This is a genomic window from Pseudohongiella nitratireducens (assembly GCF_001642735.1).
GTDB classification, from domain to species: domain Bacteria; phylum Pseudomonadota; class Gammaproteobacteria; order Pseudomonadales; family Pseudohongiellaceae; genus Pseudohongiella; species Pseudohongiella nitratireducens.
Map to the genome: position 1 here is coordinate 40,015 of NZ_LWHM01000021.1, position 17,483 is coordinate 57,497.

Sequence of the window (17,483 nt, forward strand, 5' to 3'; positions counted from 1 at the left end):
CAGGGAACCTGCATGAAACAGAAATATTTGTCAGAAGTCGTCTACCAGATATTTGCGCTTGTGATAGTCGTCATAGTCGTGCATGCCATTTATGTCGCAGTCATTCGACCCAACGCAGATATCATAGCCGAGCAGCAAAGTGCCATGCAGGCAGCAGATGAGAGCTATGTCCCGGAGCGTTCGGTATACATCGTGATGCGTGACTTCGAGCAGGAAACCTGCATTATTCTGTTCTTCTGGGCGCTGAGCATGGTGGGAATGAAAACGGTGCGTACCATGCGCGAACGACGGCTGCTGGATCACGAATTACTGCAGGTCCCTGAAGGCACCAGCATTCTGCCAGAGGATGCCAGGCATTATGCACGACCAGTGCAGTCCTTGCCCGAGAAAGAGAGGCGGTTTCTTTTACCCAGAGCCATTCTTGCAGGGCTACATCGCTTTGGCACCACGCGTAATGTTCAGGATGTTTCAGCAACGATCCGTGATGTCTGTGACAGTGAGGCGGACCGGTTGGAAAGTGAACTGGCCATCGTCCGGTATATTGCCTGGGCAATACCGTCGATAGGCTTCCTTGGTACAGTAAGAGGTATCGGTACTGCCCTGGGTCAGGCTAACCAGGCCGTTTCAGGTGATATTCTGGGTGTGACCATGAGCCTGGGGGTGGCATTTAATTCAACTTTCGTGGCGCTGGTAACCAGTATTATGCTGATGTTCGTGCTACACCAGCTATCTTTGATTCAGGACCGTCTGGTGCTGGACAGTCAAACCTATTGTGACGATCACCTGATTCGTTTTTTGCAAGTGCCGGGCAAAACGGCGCGACAGTCAGATGAGTCAGCGGAGACCGTATGAGGACAGCGCTGTTACTCAATGACAAGCGAATTGCCTGGTATGAAGATGGTCATGAGAAATATGCCAGTCCAGGCTTTATCTATGCCGAGAAGCAAGGGCTGCACTTTGGTGAACGGGCTGAGCAACAGAGCCGGGTACATCCTCTGAATACGCATCATAGTTTCTGGCACCGCTTGAGTCAGGACCGGTTTTCCCGCCCTGTTGTTAATTGCCGTCATGCCGCCGACCTGGTTTTTGCTCACCTTAGTGACATGTTCGAATCAGGCAAGTCAGGCGATGCTACAGGACAATCGGCATTGTTGCTAACGCCTGCCGGCTATAGCGAATCACAGCTGGCACTTCTTTCGGGTGTTGCCAGGCACAGTCAGTTCCAGCCTGCCTGGATGATGCCGATTCCTTTGGCAGTGGTTGGTAGCCAGCTGCCTGATACTGAGCTTTGTGTGGTCGTTGAGCAGTATCAGCATGGTTTAACGCTTAGCCTGATTCGACAGCAACAGCATGCCTTGGTTTGTGACAATGCACAGCTGCTCCCTGATCTTGGCTATTTCAGTATGAGCAATAAATTACTGCAGGCAGCCAGTGATGCTTTTGTTGCCCAGACCCGTTATAACCCGCAGCAAAATGCTGCCTGGGAGCAGTCGCTGTATGATGATCTGCCACGCTGGTTAACGCTGCTTAGTCAGCGGGAGACAGTTATTCCATGTCAGTTACAAACGGACAGCCAGCAGGTCTCGGCAACGTTGCAGGCGCTGGACTGCATGGATGAGCTGGCACCATCACTGGAAAAAATACATCAGCAGTGGCAGGGAATAAAACAGGACTTTGATAATGTCCCGGTATTACTCGCTGGCAATAGCCACTTGATACCCGGACTGATGGATATCTTTGCAACGCAGCAAGTCAAAGTTGTAGGCGATCATGAGATTGTCCGCTTTGCCTCAGATTATGTCTCGCGACTTAGCAGTGATGTTGAGCCTGGAAGTGAACGGTCGGTATCACTGGTTAAAAATATTCACAAGACGCTATTAGCCCGTACTGGCAATGGCGCCCCGGCAGAACAAGAACATTTCTCTGGCGGGTCAGCGTTATCGTCTGGCTCGTTTTCCTCCGGTGTTTACTGGCTGTATCAAGGGGTAGCACGGTCTGTTTCACCTGATAGGGGGTGTCGGCTGGGCCTGATTGGTAGCGTGGTCAGCGATCTTTCCTCGGCAACAGATACGAATCAGGCGCATGTGAAAATATCAGGTACAGCAACCGTTGAAAAAATAAGTGGGCTGAGCGCGCAGCTCAATGGACGGGATGTCGCGCCAGGTGCGCAGCTGGTGCCGGGTGATGTATTGAGCCTGGGTGAACAACAGGTCACGTTTATAGCAGTGGAGCACGACGTAGCGGTGGAACATGGCTCGCAAGCGTAAAGGCGGTGGTTTTAATCCATTGAGCATGGCATTCCTGGATGTCATGTCCTGCGGCTTCGGTGCTGTCGTGCTGCTATTCCTGATTCTTGACCATACCGTCACAGAGTCTAATGAAGAAGCTGACCCGGCCACAACAGCAGAAGTCAGTTTGCTGGAGGAAGAAATTGTCGATGGCCGGGAAAATCTGGTTCAGCTCAGAAATACACTGGACAGTGTCAGCATGGAAGTGGTTGAAGCAGAAGGGCTGGCTGATCGCATCCAGCAACAGATAGATGATTTTATGGCGCAGCTGGCTGCCCTGGAAGGAGATTCCATGGCGACAGAGGAGAGCGTTGAACAGCTCCGCGCTGATGTTGAATCCCTGCAGGAGGAGATGCTGAGGCTGCAATCGACTGCGATTGAAGAGCAGGGCAACAGCAACCGGGAGTTCCTGGGCGATGGCGACCGACAGTACCTCTCCGGTATGTACCTGGGTGGTAATCGTATTTTGATTCTGGTGGATATGTCAGCCAGTATGCTCGATGAATCTCTGGTGAATGTAATCCGTACCCGCAATATGGATGTGGGTACACGCCGGAATTCGGAGAAATGGCAGCGTGCCACACGGATTGTTGACTGGATTACCAGTCAGTTGCCCCTGGTCAGCCAGTATCAGATTTTTGGCTTTAACGAGACTGTCCGTTCAGCATTGGACGGAACTGAGAATCAATGGCTGGAAGTGGCTGATGAAGACCAGATAAACCTTGTCGCCGATGCTGTCGGCAATTGGGTGCCAGAGGGCGGTCATAACCTCCAGGCAGCAGTCCAGGCTATCAGGGGCTTGCAGCCTTTGCCCGATAATATTTACCTGGTGACTGACAGTCTGCCAACCCGAGATAACAGTGAGCCCCGGTCGTCAACAGTCACGCCCAGGCAGCGACTGGACCTGTACTGGGATGCGATTGAGAATCTTCCGGCCAATATTCCGGTCAATACTATATTACTGCCGATGGAAGGCGATCCGGCAGCCGCTGCTGCCTATTGGCAATTAGGCCTGATAACAGGCGGATCATTCATAACGCCATCGAGAGACTGGCCATGAGCAGACGCAGACGAAGTACAGAAGATAACGGCGGGATTGCATTCCTGGATGTGATCTCCTGTGGCTTTGGCGCCATCATTCTGTTGTTGATGATCACTGAGAACTCCGCTCCAGTGACACTGGAGAGCACGGAATCGCCCCGGGACGAGCCGATTGCCGAGTTACAGGAAACCCTGTTTGAAATCCGTGGTGAAACAGAGATAGTTAACCGGGATCTCAACGCACGACGTGAACAACTGTCAGCCTATCAGCAGCGTATTGCACGGCTGGAGCGGGAGATGTCAAACATACGGGGCGAGTTTGAAACCTCTGATGAAACGGCTGATCAAATGCAGCAGGAACAGTCGCAACTGGCAATAGCCAAGCAATCGCTAACGGAAGAAATGCAGCGCCTGCTGGGTCAGAGTTTTACACGTGAAGAAAATGTCATCGGTGGTATTCCGGTCGATAGTGAATACATTATTTTCATCATCGATACCTCAGGCAGCATGTTTTATAACGCATGGCCGCGCGTGCTGAGTATGGTCGATGAGATTTTGAACGTATATCCGGAGGTGCAGGGTATCCAGGTTATGAATGACATGGGCGATTACATGTTTCCGGCCTATCGGGGGCAATGGATTCCAGATACGCCAGCACGTCGTCAGGCCATTATCAGCACATTGCGCAACTGGGCACCGTTCAGTAACAGCAGTCCGGTGGAGGGCATTACCCGAGCGATTAGCGCGTTCTATCAGCCGGGGCAGAAAGTCAGTATTTATTCATTTGGAGATGATTTTCAGCAGGGCGGTTCCATTACCCGGGTCATAGAAACGGTCGACCGGATCAATGCTGACCAGAATGATGGAAGTCGCCTGGTCCGTATCCATGCCGTCGGATTTCCGGTATTGTTTGATCTGGATCCGCGGTTTCACGAAAGTGTGTACCGTTTTGCCACGTTGATGCGTGAACTGGCAGAGCGTAATGGTGGCAGTTTTGTCGGGCTGAATTCATATCAGGCCAATTAGTATACGAAAAGTCAGAGTAGGAGCCAGCAGTGATTAAAGGTCGCCAGTCAGTCAATGTATTCACGTTGCTATTGTTGATGATACTGGGTGGTTGTGGTGCCAGCACAGTTACAGTGCAGGGCAATTATCCAACGCCGAATGTCCCGCCCAAAGCATTAACCTTGGGTGTGTATTATCCAGACGAGTTTCGTAATTTTGTATATACTGAATTCACCGATCGCGGTAACGAAGAGTATTTTGTTCAGGCGGGAAACTCCCACATCGAACTGTTCAATACGCTTTTGCCTGCTATGTTCCAGCGTGTTGTTGTTCTGGATGATCTGGCAGCTGCAGGTAGCGCTGAAGTTGATGCTGTGTTTATGCCATCTATCGATGAGTTTCAGCTGGGCATTCCGGCAAAAACGCGACTGGATGCTTGTGAGGTCTGGGTCCGGTACAACATGCGGTTGACCCGACCCGATGGCGGCTACATTGCTGACTGGGTAATGACAGCTTATGGCAAGTCCAGCCAGGGAACTTTCAGTTCAACCGAACGAGGCATTAACGATGCGGCAGTGGCATCCATGCGGGACCTGGCATCCAATTTTGCACTGACTTTTGATCAGATTCCGGAAGTCAGTGACTGGCTCAATGCCAGAAATAATGCAGTCACTGCATCTCGGGCGAATTAACAGGCGGAGGGTGAGGGCATGATCAGAGCAGGCTGGCATTTAATCAACCCGGGCGTCCGGTTTTGTCTGGTCGCTCTGGCTGCGTTATTCCTGGCAAGTTGCACCACGACAACAATTGATCAGTACCGGCAGGGTGATACGGGTATTGAGGGACATGAAAGCGTTGTTATCCTGGGGCGGCGCCAAGGTGCGGCTTATGAAACGCGCGAGGAATTTGTTGAGTGTGTAGGCGATCGCATGGGCAATGGGCGTGATGGCGTCAATATTGTCCCGGAACAACTGTTCGTGGATGCTTTGTTTCCCTGGTTTGAACCTCGCACTGCACCCATGCGCAGTGATGACCTGGAGCAATTGATGGCACAGCCACTGGTGCCGGAAAAAATCAGCGAATTTGGTATACGCTATATCGTCTGGCTGGATGGTGAAACCCAGCGCACCAATGAGATGGGCTCCATTTCATGCGCGGTTGGTCCCGGCGGTGGTGGCTGTTTTGGTTTCGGCTCCTGGGAAGATGACTCCAGTTTTGAAGCGCGTATCTGGGATGTCTCTTCGCGCACAGCCGTGGGTACGATCAGTGCAGATGCTTCTGGACAGTCTTATATGCCAGCGGTTTTTGTGCCGATTCCTTTGATAGCCAGGGTTGAAGCGAAAGCCTGCAATACGCTGGCGGATCAGCTCAAACAGTTTGTGATAGGCGGTTAACCCCGCACTGATGGTATTAACCGGGGGAACAGTATGAATTTAGCACTGCGAGACCTCGCCAAAGTAACAGCTTTAGCTGCAATCGCACTTTTTCTGCTACAAGGTTGTGCAGTGAACCCGGCAACGGGTGGTCCCAACCTGGTACTAATGTCCGAAAACCGTGAACTGGAAATTGGCGAGGAGGAGCATGAGAAAATCATTGCTTCTGCCCAGGTTGTTGAGGATGAAGCCCTAAACGCCTATGTACAGAAAATCGGTGAGCGTCTGGCAGCCGCCAGCCACCGACCTGATCTTGAATACACGTTCACCATTATTGACAGCCCTGAAATAAACGCCTTTGCCCTGCCAGGTGGCTACATCTATGTGAACCGCGGATTGATGCTGTATCTGAATTCCGAGGACCAACTGGCTGCCGTCATGGCGCACGAGATTGGGCATGTAACGGCACGTCATGCGGTGCAGCAGCAGGCGCGTGGTCGTCTGGGTAATGCCGCTGCGACAGTTGGGGGTGTTGTTGCTGCGGTGGCTACCGGTAGTGGTTATATCGGTTCAGAGCTGGCTCAGATTGGCTCTATCTGGGCGGCTGCCGGTGCCAGCGGTTTTGGCCGGGAACATGAACTGGAAGCTGATACTCTGGGTTCCGAGTACCTGGCTCAGGCAGGCTATGATCCTGCTGCCATGATTGAGGTGCTGACGGTACTGAAGAATCAGGAAGACTTTAATGTCCGGGTTGCTCAGCGCCAGCCAAGCTATCATGGTTTGTTTACAACCCACCCGCGAAATGATGTGCGCTTGCAGCAGGCGGTCGCTAATTCAGGAGAGCTGGAAGGCAGCGAAATACAAGCCAGCGATTCGGCCATTTTCAGACAAGAGATGGACGGGCTGGCATACGGGGAAACCCGCACACCAAGCGGTGACCGGAATCGCTATTATCAGGACTTGCTGAGCTACACGGTGGTTTTTCCCAATGAATGGCAGATCCGGGAAACACCAACCACTGTCACGGCAATTGCACCTGAAGAGGTTGCCAGCATCAATATATCCGTCCAGCGTCTGCGGCAATACAAAGAGCCGCGTCTCTTTATCAGAGAAGATCTCGGCATTACTGATCTGCAGCAGTCAGAATCTTTGTCACAGTATCGGCTGACGGGTTACACCGGTATTCATGAAAATGAGGCTGGCCGGCAGGAACGTGTATCAGTTCTCTATCTGGGGCCACGTGCCTTTGTTTTGCGTGGTGAAGTCAATGGTGCAGAAGAACCGGAAGACATGGATGACCTGATGCTGGCTTCCATGAGAACGTTCCGGGCCATTCAGATGAACGAGCGTGCCAGCGCCAGCTCATTACGTATCCGCTATGTACAGGTAACCAATGGCTTCAGCTGGCCAGCGTTAGCTGCCCGCAGTCCCATTCAGCAATATCCCGAAGAGACTCTTCGCCTGCTGAATGGATATTACCCGTATGGTGACCCTGAGCCAGGTGAGTGGATAAAAATTCTTCAGTAGGCTTTGCCTGGCCCACTTGCTGTATCGTCAGTCGCATCCGCCGAACCTACGGCCCAGGTGTAATTCTAGTTTGTTGAGTTGTCTTAGAATATTTCGTCGTTGCAATGGATGATAGAACCAGGGCCTGGGCAATGAGTCCCCTGAGAAGGTGAGATAACGTTCAGCCAGAGGAATATCACTGGAAGGTCTCTCGCAGAATGGTTGCACAGTGTCAGCGTCCATGATCTTGAATGGATACAGTCCGCATTTTCGTTGGCGTTCCGCAAAACGCAACGCCCAGGTGCGTTTGCGTCCACGCCAGGCAGGTACACCAGGCAACCAGGCGATAAACGGGTTTTTCATAAATATCATTTGCGAAAAATGCTGGCGTGCCTGTTCTTCATTTTTCGCTTCATTGTCATAAAACTTCCAGTTCGTTTCCATTAACAGGTTACGTTGGATCAGGAATAGGTCTGAGTAGAAAGCGCCTGCACTACGGTGCAAACGATCAATGTGGTAGCCATCCAAAGCCGGTACATAGGTAATGCTTTCTTTAGCGCGCTTGATAAATCCAGGCTGGAAGAATCCTTTAAAGGCCTTGTCATGGTACAAGGACTGCCATCGCTCAATCTCTGGTGCCGATATTGGCCGGACGACCTGCATGTCATCCTGAATCGTACATATAAGGGGGTTGCCTGACAGGTTCTCAATGGCCGCTTGCATGTTGCCATAAAGCCCGCCGTGCAGTTTGCTGTATTCCACAGCCTGCTGATCAGGTTGTCTGATGTCACACTGAGCAGATAACGTGTTCAGGGTTTGCAGCGTGAGCGGGTCGTCGCTGTTATCGTCCCAGATGGTAATACCCGCTTGCGGTGCACATTGCTGGATACTCTCAACACAGTTGTTCAGGAAATCTCCCCGATTAAAGGAGAAGACAAGAAACTGCAGGGGGGAAGTGGCATGGTTGCTCATGAGTATCGTATGGCTCTTGCAGGTATCGGGACGCGAAAAGCATGGCAACTCTCAGTCAGCAGGTCAAGCAACAGTAAAGGATTCAAATTGCTGTAGCAGTTTTTTTCGCTCACTGCCCCAGCGATACTCACCCGTCAGGCCACTTTTACGAATCACCCGGTGGCAGGGTATCAGCCAGGCAACCGGGTTGTTGGCAATCGCCGAGGCAACCGCCCTGACGGCACGAGGACGTTCTATTTGCCGGGCGATGTCAGAGTAGGTTGCGGTCTCACCGAAGGGCAGTCGCATTAAAGCCCGCCAGACAGCCACCTGAAAATTTGTGCCTTTGACATGAAGTGACAAGGGGCGCTGTGGTGCAAATTGATTTGTGGTGCCTGGTGAGAAGAGCTGTTCGGCCAGCGTTGCCGTCAACGTGGTTTGTTCGTGAATCTTTGCCTTTGGCCAGTTACGTTGCAGTAATGCCAGTTCCGCATCGGGCTGTTTGGGGTCGACAAAGCCAAGCTGACAGATACCTCTGGGTGTGCTGGCGAGAAAGATAGGGCCATAGAGTGTGTCATGTATGCCGGTCGTGATAGTCAGTGATTCCCCCTGGCCTTTAAACTCCCCTGGTGTTACCGCATTCAGTGTAACAAAGTGATCATACAGGCGAGATGAGCTGCTCAGTCCCACATTTTCACTGGTGTGTGTCACGGCCGTGTTATTGATCAACTCCTGTTGTGCCTGCTGCAAGGTTAGCAGCTGCAAAAAACGCTTTGGGCTGATACCGACCATGCGACTGAAAACACGTTGAAAATGATATTCGCTGAGCTTTGCCTGACCAGCCAATGTTGCCAGGGAAGGCTGTTCGCTGACATGATGAAAGAGGTAGTCTATGGTCTTGGCCACTTTCTGGTAATCGGACATACTGGAATCTCAATGGCACCGTTTTGAGCGATAGTTTGGCGCTTGAGACAGAGGGTGTCGAGCCGGATCTTGCGGTTTTAACAGGGAGGCGACACGATGCCACAGAACAAGATGATTGACGAGACAGCGGCGTTAACGCATTTCCGTAAACACGATCCCGTCATGGCTGAATTGATTGCTGTGGTGGGTGATTTTGCCATGCCAGTGAAAACGGTTGATGATCTGTTTGGCACATTACTTGATGCCATCACCAGTCAGCAGCTGTCAGGTAAGGCGGCTGCAACCATCTTTGGCCGGGTTTGCGCCTTGCATGGCAACCCGGAAGTGGCACCGACACCTGTTCAGATCATAAAAAGCAGCGATGAAAGTTTGCGGGCGGCGGGATTGCCGAGAGCAAAAGTGGCTGCCGTGAAAGACCTGGCGGAGAAAGTGCAGTCAGGACATCTTCCGGCGCTGAGTGAGTTACGAGAACGGGATGATGATGACATCGTGAAATGCCTGGTTGATGTCAGAGGCATCGGCCGCTGGACAGCAGAAATGTTTCTCCTGTTTCAGCTGGGGCGCCCGGATGTACTGCCCGCCAATGATCTGGGCGTACAGAAAGGGTTCATGATGCGTTATGGCCTCGATGCCATGCCGAAACCTGCCGAACTGCTTGAGTTTGGGGAGCGCTGGCGCCCCCACCGCAGTGTGGCTACCTGGTATTTATGGCAGGCTACCCGTCTTTGACACATCAACGGGTGCATCAGCGCACATATCGATTACCAATAACCAGTCACCAGCCAGATTCTCCAGCCGCTTCACTTCATTGGCCTGAAACCCCATTTGCAACAGCAACTGCTCTTTAGATGGGAAAAAATGGATATGCTCATCCAGGGTATAGAAATAGTACCGCTGTCTGGGGACCACGATAATGAGCTTTCTGGCCGTCACGCGGCGCAGTTCAGCGACACACTGTCGAAGGTCCAGCACGTGCTCCAGGGTATGGCAGCAGGTGACGGTATCAAAGGCGTTATCGGCATAATCCAGGTGAGTCAGGTTGTTCTTGCGGTAGCTGAAACCATTCTCTTCGACCGAGGGCAGGACATCGCAGCCAGAGAGTGTCAGGGCAGGGTTGTGCTGATGCATGCGTTTTAACAGGTAGCCAGCGCTGCAGCCGGCATCGAGTACCTGGCTGGCGCCCTCGCATTCGCGCAGTATTGCTTCAATACTGCGTTCGGTCAGATCGGTTTGCCGGTGCCGGGATAAGGAATTCAGGTTGGCGTAAAAGTCTTCGTATTCTTCTTCAGTAAAATTGCAGACCCGGTCCTTGAACTGCATGACTTCACGGATATTATGGAAACGGTAGGCGAGGCAGAAAAACGGCCACATGAATAAGCGACTGTCCCGGATAACAGGGGGAACCCATTCATCCAGAATGGTGCGGATGACATTGGTCACTTCTCTTTTCATAGGCATCAGGCCACTCTGTGTGTATGATCTGCTATCAGGCGCATAACAAGAATTGACGAGGCGACTGATCCACGTGTCGCGTATTCTCGCACAGAACAACAGGACGCGAAAATGCAAACCCCAGCAAGCATGCAGCAGTTGTCGCAACGACTGCAATCAACCCCTTCCTGGCTACTTTTCCTGATATGCAGTGGCATACTGTATCTGAGCCTCTTTCCCTTGCTGAGCTGGGGGATTTTCACGGAAGATGATTCGCATATCATGCGCGTAGCCCTGGATTACGGCCCGATTCTTCCCTGGTTTGACGCCGCTCGCTATCAAGAGCTATCGGTGGCAAATTTCACGCCTTTGCCATTGAGTCTTTATTACCTGCTCTCGCAACTGTTTCCCATGCGGCCACTGTTTTTTGTGCTCTTCATGCTGGGAATGCTGACCATTGTGTCGACCCTGACTGCGTTATTGGTGCAGCGTCTCAGTGCCAGCAAACTCTCTGGCCTTGCCAGCATTGTGCTGTTGTTTTCCTGCCAGACCACACTGACGCTGGCATCACGCTTTTACACCATGCATTACCTCGTCGGTGCAGTATTTGCGCTGCTGGCAGTACTGCTATGTTATCGACAGGCGTTAACGCCACTGCGCATTGGCGGATTGATGTTGCTTGCTCTGTTAGCGATGGCCAGTAAGGAAGTCTATGTCATGTTGCTGCCGTTGCTGGTTTACCTGGCCTGGCACCAGTACCGTGCCGGGCGGGAAACCCTGCAGCTCTTGGGCGGGTTGTTAGTCACATTTCTGATTTACTGGCTGTGGCGCTCAGTCATGCTCGGAGGCAGTCCGGCGCTGGGTCAGGAAAACAGCTATTTTGCCGGTTTCTGGAACATCCCTCTGGCTGCATGGGCGTCGTTTCTAATCTGGTATGTACAGACTCATTATCTGTTGTTGCTGACTGCACTGATTGTGCTGATTCTGAATCCTCGGACAGTATTGCCTAGACTGCCCCTGGCGCTGATGTTCGCGCTGCCGGGTTTGGCAGTCACTCACGGTATTGTGGATCACACCATGCACGCGGATCGTATCTTTTTTGCCATGAATACAGGCCTGGTTATAGTGATTGCTGCATCGCTCGGGCCAGTATTGGCGCGCATTGCTGAACGACGGCAATTGGGAGTTGCCTCTGTCGTATTGCTGGCGGTTTCGGTAGCCGGGCAGGCGTCTTTTGCTGCTTCATATCGGCAGGTCGTAACAGAGCGAGCGGATTATCGTATTACCCGCTATATCCTGGATCGTGCTCCGGCACTGGCGCAGACGACAGTGCTGTTGCCCATGAATTATATCCAGGGTGATTTGATGCGTGTCGCCAGTAAGCTGGAGCGGCCCTGGCCGCAATTAACCCAGAACTGTGAGTTGGCGCTGGCGCGTGAACCGGAGAACATGATTGCCTTTGATGACCAGGGGGCATTGCTGGAGCGAGCAGTACTGACTGAGCGCTGCAGCAATAACGGTCCGGTACCACAAATTGATCAGGAGCCACAGTTCAGTGAGGGTATTTTGTCCTGGTCAATGAACCCGCCTCCAGGCTTCACTGCTGGTGTGCTCTTTATTGACCGGGCTTTTGCTGTGCCGTTGCCGCAGTTTGCCAGCCAACTGGTCAGGCCTGCTCCTGGTGAACGGTATCAGGTGTTTGCGACAAACTGGCAGCAATGGTGGTTTGGTGAGCCTGCCGTTATTGCTGGTGAGAGCAGTCAGGAAATAGAGTGATTACCAGTCTGCGTCGCTGGCATTGCTCAATTGTAATTCGCGGTAAAGGCGAAAGAGTCTACCGAAAGGCGCGGGGTCTTTTACGGTAATCTCCAGTGTTGCTGCCTGTTGTTTCCAGGACTGTTGCCGGGAAACCCAGAAACGCAGCGCAGCCAGCTGCAGCATGCTTAACCAGTGCTCTGATTCTGAAGGTGTCAGGTGTTTGATGGTCCGATAGCCGCTGAAAAGTGCCTGTATGTTTTTTCTCTGAATTCTGGGCTGCATGCTGTTATCAAAATCAATGCACCAGTCATTCACACAGATAGCCATATCCATCAGGGTCCAGCCCCGGTAAGCGTTGTAAAAATCAATAACACCGTTGATTGAGTTGCCGCTCACCATGGCATTGTCACGGAACAGGTCACCGTGAATGATGCTGACTGGCATGGTGGGCGGTGATTGCAACCAATCGGCCAGTTGATCCAGAGCGGGCGCCAGCCATTGTTGATGAGATTGCCAATGCGAACGTAAAAGCGATCGGGCTTGTGTCACCACCCATTGCGGGCTGCGATCACTTTGACGATTTAAGGAAGTGTTTTCTGTGGCGCTATGCATCCTCGCTAACCATACTCCCAGCGCATGACTTAATTCGGGCGTGATGCAGGTTGGATGTTCGCCGGGCAGACAGGGCTGGAGCAGGGCTGGACGGCCTTTGAGGTGCCGGATTCGTTGCTGATGCCGGTCGGGAAGTGCATAGGGAACAGACAGGCCACTGGTGTGAAGCGACTCTAGCAGATCGATGAAAAACGGCAGTTCGTCGACCGGGCCGCGCTCAATAAGTGTCAGTACCCAATGCTGCTGATGGCCAGAGGAGGCAGTGGTGACAAAGAAATTAGTGTTCTCACTACCGCCTTGAATGCCCTGGTAAGATTCCATATCACCCAGATTATAGTCTGAGATAAATTCTCTGATCTCATCTTCCTGCAGTGGCGTGAATACGGACACTAAGACTCCTTGCTGTGATTTTCAGTTGCATAACTGAATACATCATCCAGTGGTTGATCAAACTCATGAGCAATTTTGAAAGCAAGCTCCAGTGATGGTGAGTACTTGGCGGCTTCTATAGCATTCAGTGTTTGCCGGGTCACCCCGATTCGCCTGGCCAACTCTGCCTGTGTCATTTCATCATTCAATAAGCGCAAGCGACGAATATTGTTTTTTACCAGCGTACCGCTCATCAGTACCCTCGCCGATAATAAAACAAGGCACTGGCTGCTTTGGCTAACGATGCCAGTGTTAACGCAGCAATCAGAGCCTGGGCTATCAACAATGGACTCATTGGTATGTTGAGCTGCAGCGTATCGCTATCAGCTGAGGTGGTATTGATCACAATGGCGCCAATCACAAACGCCGTGATCACACACAAGGTCCAGTATCCGACCTGGTTACTACGTAGCTCAAATAGGCGGTCGCGTTCATCGCTGGGCTCAACAGTGGCACTGTGATCGCCGCTGAGCATCCGAAGCAGGGTAAATAGCACCGTGGACAGGATGATACTGAGGATGACCGTGCTGATAATCAGGCGGGTCAAGTCTCTGACCGGAAAGGCGCTGTCTGCATCCAGGCTGAGCAAAATAGCGAAAGAATGATAGAAAAAATAAACCGAGACCAGGGCGCTGATCAGGGTCTCACACCATAAATTTTTTTCGCGCCAGGACATGAGCGATCCTCCCTTGTATGTAATCGCGGGAATAATAGTGCCCAAGCCACATCGCTGTGTCAAATATATTTTACATAGTGTAAATAATATTTGACGTTACCGGTATTAATTCTGTCTTTCTTCGTCAGTCTGATACGCGCCTGATCCTACTCATACTGCGCTTCATGCTCCATCAACACCTCACGAATGGCTTCTGCCCAGATGTCGTAACCTTTTTCATTCAGGTGCAGGTTATCCTCGACAAAGATGTCATCGCGAACTTTGCCATCGTCTTGCATGAAGGGCGTGGCTACATCGATATAGTGAATACGTGGGTCAGACTCGGCCAGTGATTGATACTGGTTATTCAGGGAAACAGCGATCGGCCAGTAATCTTCCCGGGCAATACTGGGTTTGACAGAAAGCAGGTAGATACGGGCTGCCGGGAAAGACTCATGGATTCTATCGATACCGGTCTGCACATGCTCCATGATCACATCATTAGGGATACGGTATCTGCCGGTGTCATTATCGCCTTCGTAGATGACGACGGCCCTGGGGCGGTATGTCAGTACGGTGCGATCCAGATAATACAGCAAGTCATGCATGACGCTGCCGCCAAAACCGCGCGGAATAACAGTCAGCGGAGCGAGGTCTTCAATCGCATCTTCATTCCAGTACATGATGCTGGAGCTACCCACCAGTACAATGCCGCTGGCCGGTGGTGGAGATTGTCGGTCTTGCGCCTCAAAACGGCGAATATCATCTTCAAAACGGGTGGGGTCAGGCAGTTCTTGTGCCATTGTCGAGAAAGGCAGCAGGCATAGCGCCAGGCAGGCCAGTAGTGTGTTGTTACGTGCTCGCAATAAGGAATTCATATCCACCTCGATTCAATGTTCAGACTTCTGTATGTAAGCGTCCCCTTGATACTGAGAATAAAATGCCCAGCAAACAGAGGCAACCGGCAATTGTGAAGCTGAGATCAATGGCATTGGCCAGCAAGTCTCTCGTCTCTGGCGACACCGCGACATCGCCCATAACCAGGCTGATCGACAACGTGACCAGGACCATACTGGATAGCTGGCCGATGATTCGAGTCGTGGCGACTGCGCCGGATGCGCTGCCATAGTAGGTTGGCGTGACCGAGCCCATGATGGCATTGATATTGGGTGAAGAAAACAGACTGAAGCCACCGCCGGTCAGCAATAAGGCCACAATCACCTGGGTGATGTCGCTCTCAGTATGGAGGCGGGCCAGGATAAACAGTCCGGTAGCGGTAATGGCCATACCCGCCGAGGCCAGCATGCGTGGCTCTACCCGGTCGGACAATCGCCCCATGATGGGTGAGAAAATAGCCATCATTGCCGGCTGTACCATCATGATCAGGCCCGCCTGACTGGCAGAGAGTGCTTTGATGGACTGCAGGTAAAGACTTAACAACACCACGTTGGCATAGGTTGCAGCGTACATCAGTAATGAGGCTGTCGCGGAGAGAGTAAAAACTCGGTTCTGGAAGAACAGCTTCACGTCCCAGAGTGGGTACTCACTTTTTCTGGCGTGCCTCAGGAACAGATACAGTATTGTCCAACTGGTGGCGATCAGTACTAATGCGATCAGGGAAGGTAGCAGTGACACGCCAACACAGAAGATGGCGATGCTACTGGTCCAGAGTAATGCGCCAACACGGTCAAAGCGGGTCGGGTTTTCATTGCGCCATTCTTCTTTGACGGCGAAGAGTCCGATCAGCAACACCACAAAGGCAAGAGGCACGTGCATGACAAACGCGGCGCGCCAGCCAACCTGGTCAATAACGATCCCGCCCAGCAACGGGCCTGCTGAAAGCCCCACGTAGACAGCAGCGGTGATCATGCCGATATATTTGCCACGTTCCTTGGGCGACACCACCGAACTGATAATGGCGATCTGGGTCGCGTTGATCATGGCGCCGCTGGTGCCTTGCAGAAACCGGGCAACCAGGAGCATCTCACCGGAAACAGCAAACGCCGCGAATATGGAACTGGCAATAACGCAAATGACGCCAGTGAGAAACACCCGTTTGCGCCCCAGACCATCCGACAATTTACCGAAAACCAGGACAAACATGGCACTTGCCATCAGAAACGCCATCGGCACCCAGCTCAGGGTTAATGCACTGAGTGACAACCCTTCAGCGATGCCCGGCAAAGCCACATTGGTCGAGGACAACATCAAAGGAGTTGCAAATGCGTTGAGCAGAAGCATGACCAGGACGATGCCTGGGCGAGACTGGGAAGCCAAAGAACTTATCCTGTTTCCGGTGTATTCGAGATGGAGCAAGCGCTCATCATAGCACTGGCGGGTAAAAATTTCTGAACTCAGCCAGCGCAGCTGCTATATCAATTATGAAGCTGTTTGATTACTGCCTTTGCGGCACTTTACGTTCCAGTAGCTTTGGCGATTTATCACTGGTTAGGTTGAAATGTCTGTATGTGGAAAATGAGAGCCTGGTGAAAACTATTTCGCGTGATCTCGCTTTACTACCTATGGGTTTGAGTCCAATCGTAGCCGGGTTAATTGGTCGCTCATCGCCTTGGGCAAGTCTTATCGTGATGGAAATCGCAGTGATATGCTTTTTTTACTGGATGGGTATTTCAAGTGGAAAGGAGGTGAGGAGATACGTCAGGTTTGTCGAACATCGACTATTGGTATGGTGGTTGGCATTCCATTAATGGCAGTATCTCTTTATCTAGGAGGATTGGTTTTTGGCTATCTGGATGTGTATGTTGCTAGTCTAAAGGCCAACTAGATCATTGCATTTTCCTATAAATTCATAGAAGAACGACTGGCCTGGTTTTGCAAGAGTCAGGTTAGCCAGTTGCCTGGTGTTACAATGCTTTCATATCAAGACAATAATGACAGCGTGAATGCCCACTATGAATACCAATGATCTTACTCTGAATCTGGTTATCAGCCCCCTCACTGATAAACCTGAATATCTGAATAAACTGGCCAAATGGCACCATGCAGAGTGGTCCTATCTCAATCCGGAAAGAAGTTTTGAAGAGCGCCTGAAGGACATGCAACTGGACCTGGCAGGAAATGCCGTGCCAGCCACGTATTTTGCCGAGGTTGATGGCAAACTGGCCGGGTCAGCTACGATTCTGGATGATGATATGTCGACACACCCTGAACTGGGGCCATGGCTGGCCAGTGTTTTTGTTGACGCTCAATACCGGCACCGTGGCATTGCTTCTGCGCTGGTAAGAAAGATTATGCAGCATGCCGAAGAAGCACAGATCAAAACCTTGTATCTTTACACGCCTGGTCAGGAGCAGTTGTATGAACAGCTAGGCTGGCAACATTTTCTTAGCGAGAATTATAACGGTACAGACGTCACTATTATGTCGATTAAGTTGACGTGATATTGGCCTGGTGAATAACCTGAACACATAGAAGTGATTTGGCGTCAGCATCCAACAGGGGTATAGTCAGTTGTTCACCTGACGGGAGAGGTCAGGGATAACTATAAAA

Annotated in this window: 18 protein-coding genes; 10 read left to right on the top strand and 8 right to left on the bottom strand. The window is 51.7% G+C overall.

Annotation, left to right across the window (positions count from 1 at the left end):
• Positions 1-12: 12 nt before the first annotated feature.
• The 7 genes from PSCS_RS07760 to PSCS_RS07790 are packed head-to-tail and all read left to right on the top strand — an operon-like array spanning position 13 to position 7,234.
• On the top strand, positions 13-852 hold the full coding sequence (locus PSCS_RS07760) for a MotA/TolQ/ExbB proton channel family protein (protein WP_068811467.1): 840 nt from the start codon (positions 13-15) through the stop codon (positions 850-852).
• Complete coding sequence (locus PSCS_RS07765; protein ID WP_068811469.1) at positions 849-2,267, top strand: hypothetical protein; 1,419 nt, start codon at positions 849-851, stop codon at positions 2,265-2,267. The genes PSCS_RS07760 and PSCS_RS07765 overlap by 4 nt, the downstream gene beginning before the upstream one ends.
• Positions 2,251-3,348: a hypothetical protein gene (locus PSCS_RS07770; protein WP_068811471.1), complete on the top strand. Its 1,098-nt coding sequence runs from the start codon at positions 2,251-2,253 to the stop codon at positions 3,346-3,348. Before PSCS_RS07765 ends, PSCS_RS07770 begins: the two co-directional genes overlap by 17 nt.
• A complete protein-coding gene (locus PSCS_RS07775; protein WP_068811473.1) occupies positions 3,345-4,355 on the top strand; it encodes a hypothetical protein in 1,011 nt (336 codons plus the stop codon). The genes PSCS_RS07770 and PSCS_RS07775 overlap by 4 nt, the downstream gene beginning before the upstream one ends.
• Before the next feature lie 29 nt (positions 4,356-4,384).
• A complete protein-coding gene (locus tag PSCS_RS07780; protein WP_068811475.1) occupies positions 4,385-5,026 on the top strand; it encodes a hypothetical protein in 642 nt (213 codons plus the stop codon).
• A gap of 18 nt (positions 5,027-5,044) precedes the next feature.
• The gene (locus tag PSCS_RS07785; protein ID WP_232790084.1) at positions 5,045-5,728 is read left to right on the top strand and encodes a hypothetical protein; all 684 of its coding nucleotides are present in this window, start codon (positions 5,045-5,047) and stop codon (positions 5,726-5,728) included.
• 33 nt (positions 5,729-5,761) lie between these two features.
• Positions 5,762-7,234, top strand: coding sequence for a M48 family metalloprotease (locus tag PSCS_RS07790; protein WP_068811477.1), 1,473 nt, complete (start codon positions 5,762-5,764; stop codon positions 7,232-7,234).
• A gap of 27 nt (positions 7,235-7,261) precedes the next feature.
• On the opposite strand, the gene PSCS_RS07795 is transcribed toward PSCS_RS07790, so the two are convergent.
• A complete protein-coding gene (locus tag PSCS_RS07795) occupies positions 7,262-8,185 on the bottom strand; it encodes a hypothetical protein (protein ID WP_068811478.1) in 924 nt (307 codons plus the stop codon).
• A gap of 63 nt (positions 8,186-8,248) precedes the next feature.
• Entirely contained in the window at positions 8,249-9,088 is an 840-nt protein-coding gene (locus PSCS_RS07800; protein WP_068811480.1) for a methylated-DNA--[protein]-cysteine S-methyltransferase, read from the bottom strand.
• Between the two features lie 96 nt (positions 9,089-9,184).
• Between PSCS_RS07800 and PSCS_RS07805 the strand changes: the two genes are divergently transcribed.
• Positions 9,185-9,817 carry a DNA-3-methyladenine glycosylase family protein gene (locus PSCS_RS07805; RefSeq protein ID WP_068811482.1) on the top strand — a complete coding sequence of 211 codons (633 nt, stop codon included), beginning with the start codon at positions 9,185-9,187 and terminating at the stop codon, positions 9,815-9,817.
• Here the strand turns inward: PSCS_RS07805 and PSCS_RS07810 are convergent.
• A complete protein-coding gene (locus PSCS_RS07810) occupies positions 9,794-10,546 on the bottom strand; it encodes a class I SAM-dependent methyltransferase (RefSeq protein WP_068811484.1) in 753 nt (250 codons plus the stop codon). The genes PSCS_RS07805 and PSCS_RS07810 overlap by 24 nt on opposite strands.
• Positions 10,547-10,651: 105 nt before the next feature.
• On the opposite strand from PSCS_RS07810, the gene PSCS_RS07815 reads away from it, so the two are divergent.
• Positions 10,652-12,295: a hypothetical protein gene (locus PSCS_RS07815; protein ID WP_068811486.1), complete on the top strand. Its 1,644-nt coding sequence runs from the start codon at positions 10,652-10,654 to the stop codon at positions 12,293-12,295.
• On the opposite strand, the gene PSCS_RS07820 is transcribed toward PSCS_RS07815, so the two are convergent.
• The 5 genes from PSCS_RS07820 to PSCS_RS07840 all read right to left on the bottom strand — a co-directional run bounded on the left by PSCS_RS07820 (position 12,296) and on the right by PSCS_RS07840 (position 16,250).
• Complete coding sequence (locus tag PSCS_RS07820; protein WP_068811487.1) at positions 12,296-13,279, bottom strand: homoserine kinase; 984 nt, start codon at positions 13,277-13,279, stop codon at positions 12,296-12,298.
• Positions 13,279-13,512, bottom strand: a complete 234-nt coding sequence (locus PSCS_RS07825) for a helix-turn-helix transcriptional regulator (RefSeq protein ID WP_068811489.1) — start codon at positions 13,510-13,512, stop codon at positions 13,279-13,281. The genes PSCS_RS07820 and PSCS_RS07825 overlap by 1 nt, the downstream gene beginning before the upstream one ends.
• On the bottom strand, positions 13,512-13,994 hold the full coding sequence (locus tag PSCS_RS07830) for a hypothetical protein (RefSeq protein WP_068811491.1): 483 nt from the start codon (positions 13,992-13,994) through the stop codon (positions 13,512-13,514). The genes PSCS_RS07825 and PSCS_RS07830 overlap by 1 nt, the downstream gene beginning before the upstream one ends.
• Before the next feature lie 146 nt (positions 13,995-14,140).
• The gene (locus tag PSCS_RS07835) at positions 14,141-14,851 is read right to left on the bottom strand and encodes a GDSL-type esterase/lipase family protein (protein ID WP_068811493.1); all 711 of its coding nucleotides are present in this window, start codon (positions 14,849-14,851) and stop codon (positions 14,141-14,143) included.
• A gap of 19 nt (positions 14,852-14,870) precedes the next feature.
• Entirely contained in the window at positions 14,871-16,250 is a 1,380-nt protein-coding gene (locus PSCS_RS07840) for an MFS transporter (RefSeq protein ID WP_082866437.1), read from the bottom strand.
• Between the two features lie 635 nt (positions 16,251-16,885).
• On the opposite strand from PSCS_RS07840, the gene PSCS_RS07845 reads away from it, so the two are divergent.
• Positions 16,886-17,374 carry a GNAT family N-acetyltransferase gene (locus PSCS_RS07845; RefSeq protein ID WP_068811495.1) on the top strand — a complete coding sequence of 163 codons (489 nt, stop codon included), beginning with the start codon at positions 16,886-16,888 and terminating at the stop codon, positions 17,372-17,374.
• Positions 17,375-17,483 lie beyond the last annotated feature (109 nt).

Coding starts and splice junctions, on each gene's coding strand:
- PSCS_RS07765 (WP_068811469.1), top strand. CDS start 849: ATGAGGACAGCGCTGTTACTCAATGACAAGCGAATTGCCTGGTATGAA.
- PSCS_RS07835 (WP_068811493.1), bottom strand. CDS start 14,851: ATGAATTCCTTATTGCGAGCACGTAACAACACACTACTGGCCTGCCTG.
- PSCS_RS07760 (WP_068811467.1), top strand. CDS start 13: ATGAAACAGAAATATTTGTCAGAAGTCGTCTACCAGATATTTGCGCTT.
- PSCS_RS07775 (WP_068811473.1), top strand. CDS start 3,345: ATGAGCAGACGCAGACGAAGTACAGAAGATAACGGCGGGATTGCATTC.
- PSCS_RS07810 (WP_068811484.1), bottom strand. CDS start 10,546: ATGCCTATGAAAAGAGAAGTGACCAATGTCATCCGCACCATTCTGGAT.
- PSCS_RS07785 (WP_232790084.1), top strand. CDS start 5,045: ATGATCAGAGCAGGCTGGCATTTAATCAACCCGGGCGTCCGGTTTTGT.
- PSCS_RS07800 (WP_068811480.1), bottom strand. CDS start 9,088: ATGTCCGATTACCAGAAAGTGGCCAAGACCATAGACTACCTCTTTCAT.
- PSCS_RS07795 (WP_068811478.1), bottom strand. CDS start 8,185: ATGAGCAACCATGCCACTTCCCCCCTGCAGTTTCTTGTCTTCTCCTTT.
- PSCS_RS07770 (WP_068811471.1), top strand. CDS start 2,251: ATGGCTCGCAAGCGTAAAGGCGGTGGTTTTAATCCATTGAGCATGGCA.
- PSCS_RS07825 (WP_068811489.1), bottom strand. CDS start 13,512: ATGAGCGGTACGCTGGTAAAAAACAATATTCGTCGCTTGCGCTTATTG.
- PSCS_RS07805 (WP_068811482.1), top strand. CDS start 9,185: ATGCCACAGAACAAGATGATTGACGAGACAGCGGCGTTAACGCATTTC.
- PSCS_RS07815 (WP_068811486.1), top strand. CDS start 10,652: ATGCAAACCCCAGCAAGCATGCAGCAGTTGTCGCAACGACTGCAATCA.
- PSCS_RS07830 (WP_068811491.1), bottom strand. CDS start 13,994: ATGTCCTGGCGCGAAAAAAATTTATGGTGTGAGACCCTGATCAGCGCC.
- PSCS_RS07845 (WP_068811495.1), top strand. CDS start 16,886: ATGAATACCAATGATCTTACTCTGAATCTGGTTATCAGCCCCCTCACT.
- PSCS_RS07790 (WP_068811477.1), top strand. CDS start 5,762: ATGAATTTAGCACTGCGAGACCTCGCCAAAGTAACAGCTTTAGCTGCA.